At 47.1% G+C, this 18,547-nt stretch carries 15 protein-coding genes; 8 read left to right on the plus strand and 7 right to left on the minus strand.

What is annotated here, in order from left to right; genetic code table 11:
* The first annotated feature begins 2 nt into the window (after positions 1-2).
* The 7 genes from A8O23_RS07060 (at position 3) to A8O23_RS07095 (ending at position 8,940) form a co-directional block, all read left to right on the plus strand.
* Entirely contained in the window at positions 3-3,044 is a 3,042-nt protein-coding gene (locus A8O23_RS07060) for a tetratricopeptide repeat protein (protein ID WP_153042106.1), read from the plus strand.
* A 10-nt stretch (positions 3,045-3,054) separates the two neighbouring features.
* Complete coding sequence (locus A8O23_RS07065) at positions 3,055-3,789, plus strand: ABC transporter ATP-binding protein (RefSeq protein WP_066618751.1); 735 nt, start codon at positions 3,055-3,057, stop codon at positions 3,787-3,789.
* Entirely contained in the window at positions 3,786-4,337 is a 552-nt protein-coding gene (locus A8O23_RS07070) for a cob(I)yrinic acid a,c-diamide adenosyltransferase (protein ID WP_066618758.1), read from the plus strand. The genes A8O23_RS07065 and A8O23_RS07070 overlap by 4 nt, the downstream gene beginning before the upstream one ends.
* 54 nt (positions 4,338-4,391) lie before the next feature.
* Entirely contained in the window at positions 4,392-5,462 is a 1,071-nt protein-coding gene (locus tag A8O23_RS07075; protein ID WP_066619491.1) for a branched-chain amino acid aminotransferase, read from the plus strand.
* A 205-nt stretch (positions 5,463-5,667) separates the two neighbouring features.
* Positions 5,668-6,745, plus strand: a protein-coding gene (prfB, locus tag A8O23_RS07080; RefSeq protein ID WP_153042107.1) for a peptide chain release factor 2 whose coding sequence is annotated in 2 segments (ribosomal slippage) — positions 5,668-5,727 and positions 5,729-6,745 — 1,077 coding nt in all. Because the reading frame shifts where the segments join, the coding sequence is not laid out codon by codon here.
* Between the two features lie 30 nt (positions 6,746-6,775).
* Complete coding sequence (locus A8O23_RS07085) at positions 6,776-7,366, plus strand: hypothetical protein (RefSeq protein ID WP_066618760.1); 591 nt, start codon at positions 6,776-6,778, stop codon at positions 7,364-7,366.
* A gap of 497 nt (positions 7,367-7,863) precedes the next feature.
* Positions 7,864-8,940 carry a hypothetical protein gene (locus A8O23_RS07095; protein ID WP_153042108.1) on the plus strand — a complete coding sequence of 359 codons (1,077 nt, stop codon included), beginning with the start codon at positions 7,864-7,866 and terminating at the stop codon, positions 8,938-8,940.
* 7 nt (positions 8,941-8,947) lie between these two features.
* Here the strand turns inward: A8O23_RS07095 and A8O23_RS07100 are convergent, their stop codons facing one another.
* Both A8O23_RS07100 and A8O23_RS07105 read right to left on the minus strand, forming a co-directional pair.
* Complete coding sequence (locus tag A8O23_RS07100; RefSeq protein ID WP_066618767.1) at positions 8,948-9,538, minus strand: DUF4234 domain-containing protein; 591 nt, start codon at positions 9,536-9,538, stop codon at positions 8,948-8,950.
* Between the two features lie 378 nt (positions 9,539-9,916).
* Positions 9,917-10,696: a S1/P1 nuclease gene (locus A8O23_RS07105; protein ID WP_153042109.1), complete on the minus strand. Its 780-nt coding sequence runs from the start codon at positions 10,694-10,696 to the stop codon at positions 9,917-9,919.
* Between the two features lie 133 nt (positions 10,697-10,829).
* Between A8O23_RS07105 and A8O23_RS07110 the strand changes: the two genes are divergently transcribed.
* Entirely contained in the window at positions 10,830-11,510 is a 681-nt protein-coding gene (locus A8O23_RS07110) for an energy transducer TonB (RefSeq protein WP_066618771.1), read from the plus strand.
* A 65-nt stretch (positions 11,511-11,575) separates the two neighbouring features.
* Here A8O23_RS07110 and A8O23_RS07115 read toward each other — a convergent pair whose 3' ends face one another.
* The 5 genes from A8O23_RS07115 to lon form a co-directional block, all read right to left on the minus strand.
* A complete protein-coding gene (locus tag A8O23_RS07115) occupies positions 11,576-12,304 on the minus strand; it encodes an SDR family NAD(P)-dependent oxidoreductase (RefSeq protein WP_066619497.1) in 729 nt (242 codons plus the stop codon).
* A gap of 79 nt (positions 12,305-12,383) precedes the next feature.
* Positions 12,384-12,965, minus strand: a complete 582-nt coding sequence (locus tag A8O23_RS07120) for an LURP-one-related/scramblase family protein (RefSeq protein ID WP_066618774.1) — start codon at positions 12,963-12,965, stop codon at positions 12,384-12,386.
* A gap of 110 nt (positions 12,966-13,075) precedes the next feature.
* Positions 13,076-14,476 carry an ATP-dependent protease ATPase subunit HslU gene (gene hslU / locus A8O23_RS07125; protein WP_066618777.1) on the minus strand — a complete coding sequence of 467 codons (1,401 nt, stop codon included), beginning with the start codon at positions 14,474-14,476 and terminating at the stop codon, positions 13,076-13,078.
* A 379-nt stretch (positions 14,477-14,855) separates the two neighbouring features.
* Positions 14,856-15,905 (minus strand): type IX secretion system protein PorQ, encoded by a 1,050-nt coding sequence (gene porQ, locus A8O23_RS07130; protein ID WP_153042110.1) that lies wholly within the window; start codon positions 15,903-15,905, stop codon positions 14,856-14,858.
* Positions 15,906-15,971: 66 nt separating this feature from the next.
* Positions 15,972-18,467, minus strand: coding sequence for an endopeptidase La (gene lon, locus A8O23_RS07135; protein WP_066619501.1), 2,496 nt, complete (start codon positions 18,465-18,467; stop codon positions 15,972-15,974).
* Positions 18,468-18,547 lie beyond the last annotated feature (80 nt).

Raw genomic sequence — 18,547 nt, forward strand, 5'->3', positions numbered from 1 at the left:
TGATGGATATCTTTTCTTTTTGGCCCCGTTTAGAGCCTAGCCGCCGCTTTCTATATTTATTGTTAGCGGCGTTGCTTTTTATCGCCCTTGGGTTCGGTGTCTACGGATACTTCAAAGGAGCTGACACCATTTTCCCGGTAATCAAGCTGACTGAACTTTATCCGGCAGAAGCCCAGCTTTTTCCTTCTACTCACCTTCTCACGCCTATTCATGTAAAAGCCAATGCGTACCTGGTGTATGAGCAATATGCCTTGGGTGACATGCAGTTCCCCATGTGGGGTGCTTGGCTGTACTTTATAGGCCTGGCCGCCGCCCTTGCTTTTTTCTGGGCGCTCATTAGTACGTTCAAGCGCATTCCGTATTATGTGGGGGTAACGCTGGGCATGCTGTGGCTGGCAACGCTTAACTTAGACTTGATTGGTATCTTCTCAGAAACCAGCCGAACTGTTCTCCTAGTTACGTTGGCCGTTCTGGTGGTCACCAGTTATTTCTTCCATGCTTTCCGGCAGTACGCGTCTCTGTTCCTCCGTTTTCTGGTGAATGCTGTTTTGGTACTGGTTCTGGCAGCTGCTCTATTCTATTTCACGCCCCTACCAGTAAGCTTTACCGCCCTTCATGTAGTACAGCACGGTACTCTTGCCAGTGCAGTGGTGTCTTTGCTGTTCATGATCTTGGTGTCATATGAGAACCTCCACGGCCTTTTGTGGTTTAACACCCAGGCTCAAAACCCGCAACGACGGTTTGGTTTAGTGCAGTTTTTAATGATCAGCTTGCTTTACTTAGGCAATTTGCTTTTGCTGTACTTAAACCAAATAGGCTCTCTGCAGTTTGATTTTGCAGGCATTGATGCTATGCTGGTGTTCCTGTTCTCGGCTGTTATTGGTTTTTGGGGACTAAGACAACGGCAAGTTCAGTACGCCCGCTTTTTTAGGTTTGAGACAGAGGCATTACCACTTTACCTGCTGTTGGCCCTGCTTACGTTCTTAAACTTCGGGTATGCTGCCTTAATGGCCAACGACCCTGTGGTGCAGGCCTACCGAAGCGCCATCATCTTCACCCACCTTGCCTACGGTGTAGCTTTTCTGCTTTACCTTTTAGTTAACTACGCACATTTGATAAAACAGCGCTTAAGGGTGTACAGAGTGGTGTATGACCCCAAAAGGCTTCCATACTTTGTGGTGTATCTGGTCGGGACGGTATTTGTTATTGTGCTATTCACCTGGTCTAACTTCTCGGTTTATTATCTTACCAAAGCGGGTCATTACAACTACCTAGGCGATTTATACCGGCATACAGAAGAAAAGCCTTTGCTAGCAGAGCAGTATTACCTGGAAGGTCAGGTTATGGCTTGGGGAAGTCAGCGCTCTACGCTCTCCTTGGTAGACATGTATCATCAGGAGCACATGCGTACTCTTGAAATTCAGCAGCTCAGCGAACTTCTGAGAAGAAAGCCGTCACCCGAGGTCTACTTACGCTTGGCTAATTTACGTACCTCCTCTTCAGAATTGTTTGACCAGATAAAAGTGTTGCAGAACGGCATAAAAGCCTACCCTACCTACGCGCCCTTGCTCAACAATCTGGGGCTGGTGTATAGCAATACTACTTTTAAAGATTCTGCCGCTTTCTATTTAGATGCAGCCCTGGAAAACAGCCAGGAACCAGAAGTCATTCAAGCTAATCAGTTGATGTTCCTGACCCGGCATCAGTTTTACCAGCAGGCGCAGGAATTTTCTAACAAGTACCAAGGCAACTATGGCCCGTTACTGACGAACAGACTAGCGGTAAAAGTAATTACGGGCAGTAGTAAAACCGTGGCGGAAGCAGAAACCTCAACGGTTCAGGACAGTGTTCTCTCTACACAAAGCTTTGCCCAATTTTACCTGAAGCACCTGACGGTTAACCGCTCTACTGATACCACAGCACTGGTGCAGGTTGAAAGAATGCTAAAGCAAGAAGAAAACAGCGTCTTTGTGCAGGATCTCACTATTTTAAAAGCATTCCTGCAGCAAAGAACAGGCAGACCTACCCGCGCCAAAGCTACCATGGAGTATTTAGCTGCCAACGGCGGAAGAACTTCTGGTTACTATTATGACGTCTTGGGCCAGTGGATGCTACAGGTGCAGTTATATCCGTTAGCCGCCGATTATTTTGAACAAGCTGCCGAAAGAGGCTTCCTTGATGCCCAGCTACATGCGGCTATTGCACACGCTTTGGCAGGCAATACCAACAGAGCGGCACAACTAGCTTTAGACGCATCTAACATTTCTCAAAACAACCGGCGGAAGAAAGCAGGCACTCAACTAGCCATGGTGACGCAGCTTACTCCGGACATGGCGGCCAACGCCCCAGATTCGTTGAAGGTGCAGTTCTTACAGATTTTTGCCCGCTCTTTACCGGTAGAACAGCTAGAACAAGTAGCCAATAAAATTACCACTCCTGAACTGGCGCCTGTGGCCGCCTTGCCGCTGATGGAGCGGTTCATCTCCGAAAAAGAATTCCAGAAGGCCAGTAATTTACTGGGCGCTCACTTTCCGGCCTCTTTTCCTGAAAACAGGGTAAAATCTAAAGCGCATGTACTTGCCGCTGAGTTATGGTGGAAAGCGGAGCGGTACCAGATGCTGGAACAGCAGTTGCCCACCCTATATTTTGCTCCGGAAGATGCCGGAGCTCCTCATTACTACCGCGCATTGCTGGCACAGCGTAATAAAAATACCCAGGAAGCGACTAATCAATTCAACGCCTTAGTTCAGAAAGCTCCTTGGTCAGAAATGGGTTACTTGGCGGCCGCTAACTTCTTTGTCAATCAGAAGAAGCCGCTACGGGCCTATGACCTCCTGCTGGAAGGAATTGAGTACAACCCACAGTCTACTTCTTTGCGCAAAGCTTATATAAGAATTGCCCTGAACCAAGGCTTTGAGAGCTTCGGCCTTACCGCATTAGAGCAGTTAAAGCCAATGTTGCCCCCTCAGGAGTACCTTACGTTCAAACAGGAAATAGACGCTCAATTGCAGCAAAGGCAGGCGCAGCAAGAAAAGTGGCAATAACATTATACGTATGAGCACGATTATTAAAACCGAAAATGTTTCTAAGGTGTACCAAATGGGTGCGGAGCGAATACATGCTTTGCGCTCGGTTTCCATAGAAATAAAAAAAGGGGAATATGTAGCCTTTATGGGCCCCTCCGGCTCGGGAAAATCAACGCTCATGAACATTGTAGGCTGCTTAGACACCCCTACTGATGGTCATTACATCCTGAACGGCAACGATGTCAGTAACATGGCCGACAATGAGTTGGCCACTGTGCGTAACAAAGAGATAGGCTTCGTGTTCCAGACCTTTAATTTATTGCCCCGTGCCTCTTCTTTAGACAACGTGGCACTGCCGCTTATTTATGCGGGGTACGGCAAATCTCAACGGGAAGAAATTGCGCTGGCGGCACTGGAAAGCGTCGGCCTTGGCTCCCGAGCTAAACACAAACCCAATGAGCTTTCAGGTGGGCAGCGTCAACGGGTAGCCATTGCCCGAGCCTTGGTGAACAACCCCAGCATTATTCTGGCAGATGAACCCACCGGTAACTTAGATACCAAGACCTCTTATGAGATCATGGATTTGTTTGAGAAGCTGCACGCTAAAGGCAATACTATTATCATGGTAACCCACGAAGACGATATTGCCCATTACGCTCACCGCATAGTTCGCTTAAGAGACGGCTTGGTAGAGTCTGATATCATTAATGAAAACATCACCATACCTGCCATGCAGGCGGCGGCACATAATTCTGCTTCATGAAAATTTACACCAAAACCGGAGACAAAGGCGAAACTTCATTGATTGGCGGTACCCGGGTTAAAAAATCGCACCTGCGCATTGATGCCTACGGCACTGTAGATGAGCTGAATTCATTCATTGGTGTGGTGCGTGACCAGGAGGTAAACCAGAAAAGGCAAGAACTTTTCTCTGAGATACAAGACCGGCTGTTCACCATAGGCTCTACTTTAGCCACAGACCCAGACAAAACTGGTAAAACACAGATCCCTGACCTGCACGAGCAGGACATTACCTTTCTGGAGCTGCAGATGGACCAACTAGACCAGAACCTGCCGCCCCTGCGAAATTTTATACTGCCTGGCGGTCACCCCGCCGTGTCTTTCTGCCACGTTGCCCGCAGCGTTTGCCGCCGTGCCGAGCGGTTGGCTATTGCCTTACAGGAAGAATCTTTTGTGTCAGACCTGGTGATTAAGTATTTAAACCGATTGTCTGACCTGCTTTTTGTTTTAAGTAGGGCTATTAGTTTTGAATTAGACGTAAAAGAAATAACTTGGAAGCCTCGAATCTGAGGCTTTTTTTATTCCCAAAGATCAGATTTCCGTACATCATTACCGTTGACTAACATGCAAACCGAAGCAATGCCCATTCATACCACCGTTACCACTGCCAGCCAGCTGGCAAATTTAGATTTAGACAACCTGCAGTTCGGGAAAGTTTTTGCTGACCACATGCTGGTAGTTGATTATGCAGACGGCGCCTGGCAAGATCCTCAAATTGTACCGTATGGTCCTATTGAAGTAAGTCCGGCTACCGCAGCGCTACACTATGGCCAAGCCTTGTTTGAAGGAATGAAAGCCTACAAAACCGTAGACGGACAAGTAGTTCTCTTCAGACCAAGAGACAACTGGGCCCGCATGAACGAATCTGCCAAACGCCTGTGCATGCCTGAGATTCCAGAAGAGATTTTCATGGAAGGTTTAAAGCAGCTCATTTCTATTGACGCCGACTGGGTGCCGCAACGTCAGGGCTATTCTTTGTACATCCGTCCGTTTATGTTCGGTTCAGAAGGATTATTAGGCGTGCGCCCGGCCAACAGCTATAAGTTCATTATCTTCTGCAGCCCAGCCAGCAGCTACTATGCTGAACCAGTACGTGTCAAAATTGAAGAGTACTACACCCGTGCCGTAGAAGGAGGTTTTGGCTACGCCAAGGCAGCCGGCAATTACGGAGGGTCTTTACTGCCTGCCAAACTAGCCGGCGAGCAAGGTTTTCACCAAATCATTTGGACCGATGGCCGCGAGCACAACTACATTGAAGAGTCTGGCACCATGAACGTAATGTTTGTGATAGACGGTACTTTGGTTACTCCGGCTCTAAGCACTTCTATTTTGGCCGGTATCACCCGCGACAGCGTACTCACACTGGCCCGCGATTGGGGCATGAAAGTAGAGGAGCGTCGTATTCCGATTCAGGAAGTAGTAGATGCCTATGCGGCCGGCAAGCTGCAAGATGCTTTTGGTACGGGTACTGCCGCTACCATAGCCCACATTAAGTCCATCACGTTCAGAGATCAGGAAATGGAATTACCACCGCTTGCTGAGCGTGAATTCTCTAATCGGGTTTCCAAAGAACTAGACGCCATCCGGTACGGACAAGCTCCAGATCCGCACGTCTGGGTTGTTCCGGTACAGTAGGTCACAGACTCAAGACAGAAGACGCAAGACTCAAGACTTCTCAGGTGATTCACTTGAGAAACTTGTATCTTGCGTCTTTCTTATGAATAGAATGTAGAAGATGTCACGTTTTCAGGCTCATTTTCGGAAAAAAGGCTAAAAACAAAAATCATTTCCACATCTTCTCATTTTCAAATCTTCAAATTGAATTAGGACATTATAACCCATGACTCAAGACCAGATAAAGGAATTGAAAGGCCGCGTTGAGGCTTTGAGGAGGTATCTTTGACTACGATACTAAAAAAGAGAAAGTAAAAGAGATCGAGGAACAGTCTACCGCCCCAGATTTCTGGGATGACCCCAAAAAAGCGGAAACCGTGCTGAAAGAGGCCAAAAGCCTGAAGACCTGGACCGATGATTTTGAGGCCACTTCCAAAGCGGTAGATGACGTGGAGGTGCTCTTTGATTTCTACAAAGAAGGCGAAGTGTCTGAGGAAGACATTGCTGCTGAATTTAAGACCGCCGAAGAAGTGGTGGAGAACTTGGAGTTCAAGCGCATGCTCAGCAACGAGGAAGACCAGCTAGGCGCCGTACTGGAGGTAAACTCAGGTGCCGGCGGAACAGAGAGCCAAGACTGGGCTGAAATGCTGTACCGCATGTACCTCATGTGGGGCGAACGTAAAGGCTATTCCGTAAAGGAAATTGACATTCAGCCGGGTGAAGGCGCAGGTGTGAAGTCTGCTACTCTGCAGTTTGAAGGCGATTTTGCCTATGGCTACCTGAAAGCTGAAATTGGTGTACACCGGCTGGTGCGCATCTCTCCGTTCGACTCCGGTGGACGTCGTCACACGTCGTTTGCCTCCGTATTCGTGTACCCAATTGTAGATGACACCATTGAAATTACCGTGAACCCCGCCGATATTGAGTGGGATACTTTCCGTTCAGGCGGTGCCGGTGGTCAGAATGTAAACAAGGTTGAAACTGCGGTACGCCTGAAGCACAAGCCTTCAGGTATTGTGATTGCCTGCCAGATTGAGCGCTCGCAGCTCATGAACAAAGAGCACGCCATCAGAATGCTAAAATCGCAGCTCTACCAGATTGAGATCAATAAGCGCAACGAGGAGCGCGACAAGTTGGAAAGCACTAAAAAACGAATTGACTTTGGTTCTCAAATCCGAAACTACGTGCTGCACCCTTACAAGCTGGTGAAAGACATAAGAACCGGTGTTGAGCGATCAGACGTGCAAAATGTACTTGACGGTGACCTTGACGAATACATTAAAGCCTATCTGATGCAGAGTTGATTTTTGCACCTTGTAAGTAATATTAATAACATGAAATATCTGTCTTTGGGTTTGTGCTTACTGCTATTCTCTTGCGGGAAAAAGATTTCCAACGACAATCATTCTATTGAGTACAAAGGAGACTATTCAAAATATAAAGGAATAGATACCTTAAGCACATTCTTAGTCGACAGATATGCCATTGACCTAGACTACGATAGTAAAATTGACACTATAGTACTAGAGAACCATGAAGATTTAAGAGGGGACCCGCAAACTTTTACCATTATGAAAGTACAGTTGGGAACAAATAAGGAGTACGTTTTCAAGAATATTCAGGGCGGACAACTTGACCAAAAGGCAAAGCTTCGTTTACCTAACAGGATAAAGTCTGACAAACTCTATATTCCAGAAACAAGGGAAAAAAGTAGTTTAATTTTCATCTGGGATTACCAGTATCCAGATTGTACCGCTGGACTTGCTATCTATCTTATTGACAGCAAAGACATAACTGAAAAGCGAAACCAAAACTTTTATGTTTCTGAAGTGTCAAATTCAACCTATAAAGGCAAAGTTGCAGTTATTGGAAAACCAGATTGTGAAGAAGAGACCGCTTCAGACACAATTTTTGTAAGCTTGTAGAGAAATCAACTTAAAAAGAGCAGCATCAGAAGTAAAAATTCAGCTGATAATAAGTTTTAAACGTCGCCTCGGCCCACAGTCCTTCGTCATTTATATTATGCTTCTTCACAAAACCGCCACTTTGGATAACTAAAGTGGCGGTTTTGTTTTGCCCCTCAGCAACTGAGAAAATAGCTTGATGATGTGTTTTTGGCCTAGTTTCAGAAAAACAACCCCAAAACATAGAATTCAAACGAAGGGTTGTAGCTATTATAGAAGTTCATTCAAAAGGAGTTAATCATTTCTTCTATAGGTGCTGCCATTGCAGATAGATCAGTTTCATAAGTCGTTGACTGTTTGGGAACTGATGCCGCTGCGGCCATGTTCGTCCTCTGTAAAGCTCTACATCCAAAACTAATCTAGTCTGCCTGAAGAGCTCTATATGCTGCGCCATGAACCCTACCCGTGCAATACATCATATCTGTGTCCGCTTGACTTCTTCAGCGAGGATCTTGGCTGTGCTCTTCTTGTTAGCAGGTTGCCTTAGCTTTACATTTCTTCAAAGGTCAATATCAAACACTTCTCCCTCCCCTATTGCTCTGGCAACAGACAAGCTAGATTTTACTCCAAATGAGTTTTACATAGCTGATGTGCGGGATGAACGACCCAATACCAAAGCCATAGCTTTTTTAGTACCAACCACGCCTCCAGGTGCTACCCCACAGGCTGTTGATTTAGAAGGCGGCACGGCAAATTCAATCCGGAAATACATCAGAGCTAGTCTAGCCCACAACACTCAGTTAAGGCCTGTGGTTATGCGGCTAAAGGAATTCAAAGTAACTGAAACTATGTCGCTTAAAGGGCGGGTAGAGGGGAAAATGGAGTATGTAGTGGCGTTTGAGGTAAAGCGCGAGGGACAGTTGCTTCATTTATTTGAATACAAAAGCGGCGCCCGATATGACCGGCCAGCGGGCCAAGCCGCCGCTTTAGAACCAACCTTACGCCAGGCCATTGCCGAATCTTTACGATACCTGCACCGATGGATGGCTTTAGAAGTGAAGCATAACGAAAAGCTGGCTCGTGAAATCAAAGTAACCTTTGAAGATTTCACCCAAAATAACGAACCTGACACACTCTTTTATGACCCTAACCGGCCCTTGAATTGGTCAGATTTTAAGGGTGGGCCAGTTACGTCTGGTAAATTTGCCGCATTTATCTTTCCTGGGTTGTCTTCAGAATCATATGCAGTGGTCAAAAACGGGGTCATTCATGTAAAGGTGACACTGCGGGTTTATACACTGCGGCAATTGTCTAAAGTTAGGGCAGACTCAAAGACAGCCTATGTTCTGAACCATGAGCAGCGGCATTTTGACATAGTAAAGCTAGTGGCAGAGCATTACAAACAGCGGGTGCAGCCACAAAAGCTTACCTTGCAAGACTATGACAGCATGATCAAGTACCAATATTTGGAAGCGCTGTGGGAGTTAGACCAATTGCAAAAGCAGTACGACGAAGAAACGCACCACGGCCTGAACCATACCGCCCAAGAGCGCTGGAACCGAAAAATTCAGGATGAGCTGCAATCTTTTATGTAGCCTCTGCTCAGAAACCTGCTGGATAGTCATTGCTGGATTCCGGTAGCACCAGCCCAAGTACTACTAACAGAAAGAACACCACTCCAAAAACCAAGGTGGCTATTTCTCCTCCTGTAAAAGCAGAAGTCCGCTTTTCCTCGGGTTCAAACTGTGAAAAGAAATAGTTTCGAGCTTTTACTATTGGCAGTAGCGGCAGGAAAGAAAACAGAGACACCAACCACAGTGGATCTGGCAGCCGGTGCATAAATGAAATGATAAAGAAGGCAAACAGCAGCCAACCCGCTGGATAATAACCGCTGTAGCCGTGCTCCTGCGCCTTGTGCAGAATCTTCTTGAAAAGAGTGTTTCCGAAAAAAATGATGAAGATGGCACGCCAAAATGGTTTGGTGTCCTCATCTTCCTCCATTTCTTTAAAAAAGTAGAAGTTCTTGTAGAACCAATACACCTCGTAAATGCCAAAGGTAAAAAAGCAAAGTAGCGCAAACTGCCATAAGGGCTGTACTTTGTGGTACTCTTGTATGATCTCTTGTTCCCGCTCAGAATAGTCTGACGTGTGGGCTTCAAAGATAGGTAGTTCAGCGGGTAGAGATTGTTCCATAACAAGTCGTGTAAAGTAGTATTGGATAGAAAGATAGTTATAATCTTATAAATTCAAAACAGCCTCGGTTAGAGCCAGAACAGTTTTTTCTTGCTACAGCCTGTCTTGGTTCTGTCACCACTTCTTGAATGCGTTTTCCGAAGAATGCCATCTGAAACCAGTTTCTCTTAGGCAGACGGTAGTTATGGAAACTTATAATGATTTCTATTGCTTCCAATACCTCTCTTTATCTCTGATAGTTTGGTAAGAACTTTGAGGCGTTCTAAGAAAATGAATTGAGCTTCAGCCAAGAAAAGAACAGCCCTACTGTAAAGTGATAAAAAAAGCCTGCGGCAAAAGCATTTGCCGCAGGCTTCGGTTATAAAGGCTGTGAAAATACTACCCAAAAATCTCGTTCAGCAAACCAGCCAAATGAATGCCACCTTTCAGTAATTGCTCATTCAGGGTGTCTACATGGTCAAAGTTGTAGCGGTAACTGAGCTTTTCTTCAGGCTTTACGCTATCATATAATTTATCAGCAATTTGGTAGGAGTTTAAGAACCACTGGCTGATTGGCTGCGCCTGCCAAGTCTTTATTTGTTCTTTGGTGGTACAGTTTAGTACCGTTGCATATTCAGTGTAAGATAATTGCTGGTACTCAATCAATTGACTGTCCCACAAACGGTGCAGGTTGGTTGGGCTGTTAAACCACTCCAACCGCACTCTGTTTCCACCTAAATCTTCCGGTCTACCCACATGCATAGGTTGGTGTACATCGCCTACCAAGTGAATAAGAATGCGCAGATACATTTGCTTAGTAGCCTGTGGTAGTTCCTGCTTTTTCAACTCACTTACCAGAAAGTTGATTTTGGTGTAGGCATTGGTGGTGGTGTCTTGCCTCAGATGCGCTTCCACTGCTTCAGCAAACATACCGTCCTTCAAATTAATGTAATGCCAGTTATCAAGGTATTTGTATGCAGGGTCTGATTTCACAAAATCCGGCCAATTACTGGCCATAGCCACCGACTCACCCAATATCTGACGCACTTTCTTTTTGGCCTTGTTGCTCATGTTGCGCTCGGCAATCTCGCCCACAATGCGGTGCCCCAGCATGCCCCACGCCATTGACTGCAGCGGCAAGTACACAAACAGCGCCAGCAGGGCTATTCTTTTGATCATTCTTGACATCATTGTTCTTAAAACTTTAGAAAATCAGGTGTAAAAGTAGGCGAAAAAAGCGGTATAGGGAACAGTAGCTTAGCTAATTGTATTCAATCTTGGTGTATCTTTACTTAAAGCCACACCACATGTTATGAAATTCCTTTACTCTATTGCCCCCACTTTTCTTTTATTCCTCTTGTGTTTCACACCGCTTCTAACGGTGGCACAGACTAAGAAAGTAAAAGCCAAAGGCCCCAGCCGATATATTCAAATAGAATCTTCAGTATTAAAAAGTGATCCTTCTATCAAAGATGGCCCCTCCAGAACCTTAATGAGTGGCAGAGTAGTGGAAAAAGGAAACTTTGAAAACAACAAGAAAGTTGGCGTCTGGACTTACTTAGATAGTAGCCCTAATCAGTACCTGGAGTTTGACCATACGCTGAATAAAGTTATAGATGATACCCGAAAGAAGTCTGCTGAGCAACTCAGGAAAATAACGAATGCACCTGCTGATTCAACTGTCTCTCTAGAGCCAGTCTTTCTAGGAAGCTGGGGAATTGTGTACCGCCAATTAACAGACAAATTTAGAGTAACTGCAGAAGCCGTAAGAGCCAGTGTTGACGGCACCATTGTGGTTGCCATAAAAATTGGAGATGATGGCAAACCAGCAGCATATGAGGTTGTAGAAAAAATGGGCTATGGGATGGATGAAGAGCTACTTAGGGTGCTGATTCCTATTCTGGAGGATTCAGAATGGCATTTGCCAGAGCTTGATACGCAGCAAGAACCAAACAAGACATTTCTATTCCCCTTTAAAATCAGGATGAGATAGCGCTCTTGTTCCTTTGTGTTTTAGCTTGTTTTAGCCCTGCTTTTCAAAAATCAGCCCTAAAACGCTTAAAAATCCCGCACCGAGCACACCACTCCCCGAGCTAAGCTGGTGTTCTCCATGAGTTGAATCACCTTCTGGGCAGTATGCTCTGGTGCTGCCAGATCTCCGTTAGCTTTATAGTCTCTGAACTGTTGAACGCTGCTAAACTGCACAGGGTCGGCCTCTCTGATCTGCTCCTGCATTTCAGTGTCTATAATACCAGGTGAGAGGGAGAAGACCTTTACGCCGGTTCCTAATTTGTCTTGCTCCAGTTGGGCAGTCTGCGAGAGCATGTCAAGCGCGGCTTTTGAGGCGCAGTAAGCGGCCCAGCCGTCTTTGGCTTTCTGACCGGCTCCTGAACTTATGTTAACAATCATTTTCTCCACGTCTTTCCGGTGCTGGTAGCTCTGCAGGAACAAGTTCATAAACATGGCCGGCACAATTACGTTCACGTCGAAGACGAACTCGAAATGCTCGTTTTTGCTCTGCCCTATATAGCCAATATCGCCAATCACTCCCGCGTTGTTCACCAGCACAATTTTTTGGGCATCAGTAAACAGCGAGAACACTTTGTGCAGGTTATGTTCTACTCCAGCAATATCAGAGAAATCCAGGGGCTGATGCCGGTAGCGCTCATGAGTGATCGTGCAGTTTCTGGATACCCCTATCACGCAATTTTGTTCTTCTTTCAACAAAGCCTCGGCCAATGCTTTCCCCAGCCCACGGCTGGTACCGGTAATGATGTAGTAGTTCATAGTTTCTGTTCGTGTTGCAGTTTGAGAATGTACGGCTTCCGTTTTAGGCATGTTTTGAAGAAAAGAGGCCTAAAACAAATTAAAATCTTGGGTCTGTCTTCGGAACCAGTTTGGGTCTCCAGTTAGCATCAAACTTTCTAGCCTGTGGACCAAAGTTCCCGAAGTCAACATGGAAGCCGTTGCTGCCTTTATGGTTGCTCTCGTGCTGGTCCAAAATAAGGCAGAAAGCGATGAGCAGGTCATAATCACTGTTGTCGTCAGAAATGAGATGGTAGTTGTCGCCGTTAAACCAGGAGACGGCGGCTTTTTCCCACCAGGCAATCTGCACTCCGTCTTTGTACACTGAGAATTTGCGGCCACGGTGACCGTAAATGTCATAGGCACTGCCGCCCACGTAACATTGGAAGTGGCGTTTCCAGAAAGACTCTGTACGGAAAAGCACCTCTGCCCCACCCTCAAACTTAATGGTATACTTGGCTTTCACCCAAGCCCACTTCTGCTGAATGGCAACTCTGGGGAAATCATGATCCAGCTCAAACACCTGCAGTTTGGACATGAAACTGAACATGGAACTGGTGGCGAAAAACCTTTCCTGCCCGTTCAGGTAAATCTTATATTTGTCTTTAACAGATAACTTTTTCTGATTGATGTCTATTTCCATAGGCGTTCCGTTGCCCCTGAATTTACGCTATTTTTCGGAAAATGGGCTAAAAACAGAAAGAGCCACCACCCTTCGGCAGTAGCTCTCAATTTCTACTTTTTAATTCTCAATTAAAGAATATACTGACTTAAGTCACGGTTTTTCACCATGTCACGCAAACGTTCCTCTACCATATCAGGGGTGATGAGCAATTTAGCGTTAGTAGGTATGGTGTCAGGCACGTCGTACAGAATGTCGTTGAGCAGGCGGCTCATGACCGTGTGCAGGCGTCGGGCACCTATGTTTTCTACCTCAGCGTTTACCTCAAAAGCAATTTCGGCAATCTTTTGCAAGGCTTCATCGGAGAAGCTCAGCTCTACCTCCTCAGCCTTCAGAAGCTCCACGTATTGCTTGGTGAGGGCATTTTTAGGATACTTCAGAATCTGGTAAAAATCATCTTTGCTCAGGCTCTGCAGTTCTACTCTGATTGGGAAGCGGCCCTGCAACTCCGGAATAAGATCTGAAGGTTTGGCCACGTGAAACGCACCGGCGGCTATGAATAATATATGGTCGGTTTTGATGACGCCGTATTTGGTGTTCACGGTACTGCCTTCTACAATAGGAAGCAGGTCGCGCTGAACGCCCTCGCGGCTCACGTCAGGGCCACCGCCGCCTTTGTTGCTGGCACTGGCTACTTTATCAATCTCATCAATAAAAATAACACCGGCGTTCTCGGCTTTGGCAATGGCCTCGTCTTTCACCTCATCCATGTCAATGAGTTTAGACGCCTCTTCTTCCAGCAGAATTTTACGGGCTTCGGCTATGGTCACCTTCCGCTTCTTGGTTTTCTTGGGCATCATGTTGCCGATCATCTCCTGAATGCCAGCCATTTGCATTTCGTCTATACCCGGCCCCATTACACCTACACCAGAAGATGGGCTCTGAGATACCTTGATGTCAATTTTGCGGTCTTCCAACTCTCCGTTCCTGATTTTCTCGCGGAAACGTTCACGGGTACGCTCGTTCAGTTCCTGATCGCTAGAAGGTACGTCTGTATCATTGACAGGTCCGAAGCTTTCGTTGTGGCGGCCGCCCGGCTGACTGATCGGCGGAATAAGGGCGTCCAGAATGATGTCTTCCACCAGCAGAGCCGCCTGCTGCTTCACCTCCTCTTTTTTGCGGGTCTTCACCATGTTCACCGACTGCTCCACCAGATCACGCACCATGCTCTCCACGTCGCGGCCTACGTAGCCTACTTCCGTGAATTTAGATGCTTCTACTTTGGTGAAAGGTGCATCGGCAATGGTAGCCAAACGGCGGGCAATCTCGGTTTTACCTACCCCAGTGGCTCCTATCATGAGAATGTTGTTGGGAACAATCTCCTTTTGCATTTCGGGGTCAGCGTGCATACGGCGCCAGCGGTTACGCAGGGCTATGGCTACGTTACGCTTGGCATCATGCTGCCCAATAATGTATTTATCTAGTTCCGCTACAATTTGAGCGGGCGTTAAGTATTTACTTGAATCTAACATGCGTGTTTAGTGGGTGAATGTGTGAAGGAGTGGATGAGTGAATATTTTCAGCTCTTAAGCACTCATTCTTTCACGTTAGTTTTACTGTTTCTAGTTTTCGTATTTTTTCTGCTTGATTAACCTAAACGGCTAACATAAAAAAGTTGTTGGTGATAACACCAACAACGGCCTAACTAATCCATTGCTTTTGGCGCATTTTGAAGAGTTGGCTCAAAACACTTCCAACCTCAGCCCTTGTTGGTGTTATCAACAACAAGTCCAACTGCGGTTCCAGCCAAAGCTCGTTCCGCAGAAGATGACTATTCCATTTTCAGCTTACTTTTAGAAAAAGAGCCCAAAAACAGGAATCTCCAAATTTTTAAATCCTCACATTTTCCAATTAAAGCTCCGGCGCTTTCTTGAAGAAGCGGTTCAGATCAGTGGTGAGGGTGAGGTAGTTGCTGGCTCCGGCCACATGAAACTTGGCATAGGTATAATCAAACCTGAAAGCATGAACCTTGATGGACGTGCCAAATGAAAAACCTGCCATTCCGCCTGCGCTCTCTACCACCAGTTCTTTGCGCCGCAAGTGGTTGTAGCCGCCCCTGATATGGAAGCCAGGCCCCAGCAGCAGTTCGCCGCCCACCACAAAATGGCGGACCAGTTGATCGCCGAAGGTTTTCTTCTCCTTTACCTCCTCGTTGTTCTCGTTAAGCGTGCCTTTCTTATTGGGGTCCAGGTACACAATGTCCCAGCGGTGCAGGTTATGCGCCGTGAGCGACAACCGGAAAGGCGCGTGTTCAGGCTTATAACTCGCGCCCAACTGAATGTCCAGGGGCATGTCTTCGCGCTCGCCGTCGCCGTAGGGCTTCAGCATCACGCCCAGGTTTTTTACAGCCAAGCCTACCACTAATCCGTTCTCTGGGTGTACAAAAGTACCGCCTAGGTCTACCAGCGTGGCCACGGCCTGATCGCCGGCAATGTTTGAAACCGCCACTTTTGCGGTGGCACCTAACGTGAAATGCTCAATGGTAGCGGCATGTGACAAGGTAACGGCATAATCCCGCACCTGAAAAGTACCTTCCTCCAGACCAGTTTCATCACGCTGCACAAAATCACCATAGTTTACATACTGTATTCCAATGGCATTGCGGCCCAGACGGTTGCTCTCAAAGGCATACTGCAAATTGTTCTGCCCAATATCTGAGAGGTAATTGAGGTGTGTGAACGACAGGTGGTTATTGGCCTTACCTTGCATGAGACCTGGGTTGGCGCTCACAGAATTCACATCTTCTAAGCCAGAAGAGATGTTCACGCCGCCCAACGCCGCCTGCCGGGCATGGGTAGGCAGATCAAGAAAACGAAATACATAACGCCCTCCCACTTGAGCGGAGACTACCTGTACAGAGGCTAAAATCATCAGCCCGAAGAGGAAAAGGCGTTTTTGCATTGTTTTTCTAAAATCAGGTCAAAAACAGAAAATCACTCACTCGCCTCAGGCGAATAAGTAGAAAGTTTAAGCTTCGGTTTTAGCCGAGGACTCATCACGCACCCGAAGATCAAGCGGTTTTGACACTTTCTCGGGCAGCAAGGCAATTTCCAACACCTGGTCCACGCGGTCTACATAGTGAATGTTCAGCCCATCTATATAATGCGCGGCAATCTCATTCACGTCTTTGCGGTTTTTCTGGCAAAGAATCACGTCTTTGATGCCCGCGCGCTTGGCCGCCAAAATCTTTTCTTTAATTCCGCCCACTGGCAATACTTTCCCGCGCAGCGTAATTTCACCGGTCATAGCTAAGTGCGACCGCACTTTGCGCTGGGTAAATACCGACGCGATAGAGGTAAAGATAGCAATTCCGGCGCTAGGACCATCTTTCGGCACCGCCCCTTCAGGGAAGTGGATGTGCAGGTCGTATTGGTCGAAGAGGCGGTAGTCAATTTCCAACTCGTCGGCGCGGGCTCTTAAGTAAGAAACGGCCGTAATGGCAGATTCTTTCATCACATCTCCTAATTGTCCGGATAAAGTTAGTTTTCCTTTGCCACGGCTCAACAATGACTCAATGAACAGAATATCGCCACCCACGCTGGTCCAGGCCAAACCAGTCACCACGCCGGCGGTTTCGTTGTCTTGGTACAGCTCTTTATCGAAAATTTCAGGTCCTAATATTCGCGCCACGTCTTTCGGCTCCAGCTTGGCCGGATGCTCCTCTTCCATGGCTTTGGATTTAGCCACGTTCCTGATCACCGCACCCAGTTTGCGCTCCAGGTTCCGAACACCAGACTCACGAGTATAATCTTCAATAACCTTTTGCACCGCGGCCGTTGACAAAGCCACGTCTTTCGGCTCCAGGCCGTGATCGGCTTTTAGTTTAGGCAGCAGGTGACGTTTGGCAATCTCGGTTTTTTCTTCAATGGTGTAGCCGGTTACCTCAATAATCTCCATCCGGTCGAGCAGGGCGGGGTGAATGGTGTCTAAGGAGTTGGCCGTGGCGATGAACAATACTTTCGATAGATCATACTCTACCTCCAGGTAATTATCAGCGAACGTGTGGTTCTGCTCAGGGTCCAGCACCTCTAATAATGCGCTTGATGGGTCACCTCTAAAGTCAGAATTCAGCTTATCTACCTCGTCCAGAATCATGACTGGGTTAGAGGAGCCTACTTTTTTGATTTGGCTGATGATACGACCCGGCATGGCGCCCACATAGGTTTTGCGGTGCCCTCTTATCTCGGCTTCGTCACGCACGCCACCCAGGGCAATGCGCACGTACTGGCGACCCAACGCTTTGGCCACCGAACGCCCCAGTGAAGTTTTACCCACGCCCGGAGGTCCGTACAAGCACAGAATAGGCGCTTTCATGTCGTTCTTAAGCTTGAGCACAGCCAGATACTCCAGAATGCGCTCCTTCACTTTCTCCAGACCATAATGGTCAGCGTCTAATATCTTTTTGGTGCGCTTCAGGTTAAAATTGTCTTTGGTGTATTCACTCCAAGGCAAGTCCAACAGGAATTCGCAATAGTTGTGGGCAATAGGGTACTCTGCGCTCTGCGGATTAGAGCGGCTCAGCTTGTCCAGCTCTTTGTTGAAGTGCTTGGCCACGGCCTCAGGCCATTTTTTCTTAGCAGCCTTCTCCCGCATTTTCTCCACTTCCTGCTCGGGGCCGTCTATGCCCAGTTCGTCTTGCAGTACTTTTATCTGCTGGCGCAGGAAGTAGTCGCGCTGCTGCTCATCAATATCCAGGTGCACTTTGCTGTGAATTTCCTGCTTGATTTCCAGCATCTGAATTTCGCGCATCATGAGCTGCAGTAAGGTAGTGCCGCGCTCCACGCCGTCGTTGATTTCCAAAAGCTTCTGCTTCTGGGCCACCTCCACGTTGATGTTACTAGACAAAAAGTGCGTCAAGAAACTGGGGCTGTCAATGTTATCAAGCGCCACCTGGGCTTCCTGCGGAATTTCGGGGTTTAGCTTGAGTATTTTACCGGCCGCTTCCTGCAATGACTCCACCAGGGCTTTTACCTCCTTGCTGTTCTTGTTCGGGAAAGTTTCAGGGCAATAGCTCACCTTAGCTTGCAGGTAAGGATCTTCCTGGGTTACTTTCTCTATTTTAAAACGACTTTGGCCCTGAATGATGATGGTAGTATTACCGTCAGGCAGTACTAACATTTTCAGGATCTTGGCCATGGTACCCACCTCAAAAATATCTTCAGGGCCTGGTTCCTCGGCAGTCATATTCTTTTGGGCCACCACGCCCACAATCTTATCTCCTTTATAAGCTTTTCGCACCAGCCGCACCGATTTTTTGCGGCTCACGGTAATGGGAATGACTACCCCTGGAAACAAAACCGTGTTGCGGATAGGCAGCAAAGGCAACGTTTCAGGAGTATTTTTCTCAGCGCCGTCTTCGCCGTCTAGTTCCGAGGTGATAATGGTGATTAATTCGCCGTTGCCATCGTCAGATGTGTCAGACAATAAAAGTTGCTGTAGTAAGTTCTGTTGGCTATAATTCATAAAATAGGCATCTGGGGGTGCCAAATTGGCAGCAATGTCCCCCTCCATTCAATTTTTTTCCTGTCTTCTCTATACTGTTC

Source organism: Rufibacter roseus (assembly GCF_001647285.1).
Taxonomy (GTDB): domain Bacteria; phylum Bacteroidota; class Bacteroidia; order Cytophagales; family Hymenobacteraceae; genus Nibribacter; species Nibribacter roseus.

Excerpts from the sequence above, each read along its gene's own strand:
- A8O23_RS07060 (WP_153042106.1), top strand. The coding sequence starts at position 3 with ATGGATATCTTTTCTTTTTGGCCCCGTTTAGAGCCTAGCCGCCGCTTT.
- A8O23_RS07065 (WP_066618751.1), top strand. The coding sequence starts at position 3,055 with ATGAGCACGATTATTAAAACCGAAAATGTTTCTAAGGTGTACCAAATG.
- A8O23_RS07070 (WP_066618758.1), top strand. The coding sequence starts at position 3,786 with ATGAAAATTTACACCAAAACCGGAGACAAAGGCGAAACTTCATTGATT.
- A8O23_RS07075 (WP_066619491.1), top strand. The coding sequence starts at position 4,392 with ATGCAAACCGAAGCAATGCCCATTCATACCACCGTTACCACTGCCAGC.
- A8O23_RS07085 (WP_066618760.1), top strand. The coding sequence starts at position 6,776 with ATGAAATATCTGTCTTTGGGTTTGTGCTTACTGCTATTCTCTTGCGGG.
- A8O23_RS07100 (WP_066618767.1), bottom strand. The coding sequence starts at position 9,538 with ATGGAACAATCTCTACCCGCTGAACTACCTATCTTTGAAGCCCACACG.
- A8O23_RS07105 (WP_153042109.1), bottom strand. The coding sequence starts at position 10,696 with ATGATCAAAAGAATAGCCCTGCTGGCGCTGTTTGTGTACTTGCCGCTG.
- A8O23_RS07110 (WP_066618771.1), top strand. The coding sequence starts at position 10,830 with ATGAAATTCCTTTACTCTATTGCCCCCACTTTTCTTTTATTCCTCTTG.
- A8O23_RS07115 (WP_066619497.1), bottom strand. The coding sequence starts at position 12,304 with ATGAACTACTACATCATTACCGGTACCAGCCGTGGGCTGGGGAAAGCA.
- A8O23_RS07120 (WP_066618774.1), bottom strand. The coding sequence starts at position 12,965 with ATGGAAATAGACATCAATCAGAAAAAGTTATCTGTTAAAGACAAATAT.
- hslU (WP_066618777.1), bottom strand. The coding sequence starts at position 14,476 with ATGTTAGATTCAAGTAAATACTTAACGCCCGCTCAAATTGTAGCGGAA.
- porQ (WP_153042110.1), bottom strand. The coding sequence starts at position 15,905 with ATGCAAAAACGCCTTTTCCTCTTCGGGCTGATGATTTTAGCCTCTGTA.
- lon (WP_066619501.1), bottom strand. The coding sequence starts at position 18,467 with ATGAATTATAGCCAACAGAACTTACTACAGCAACTTTTATTGTCTGAC.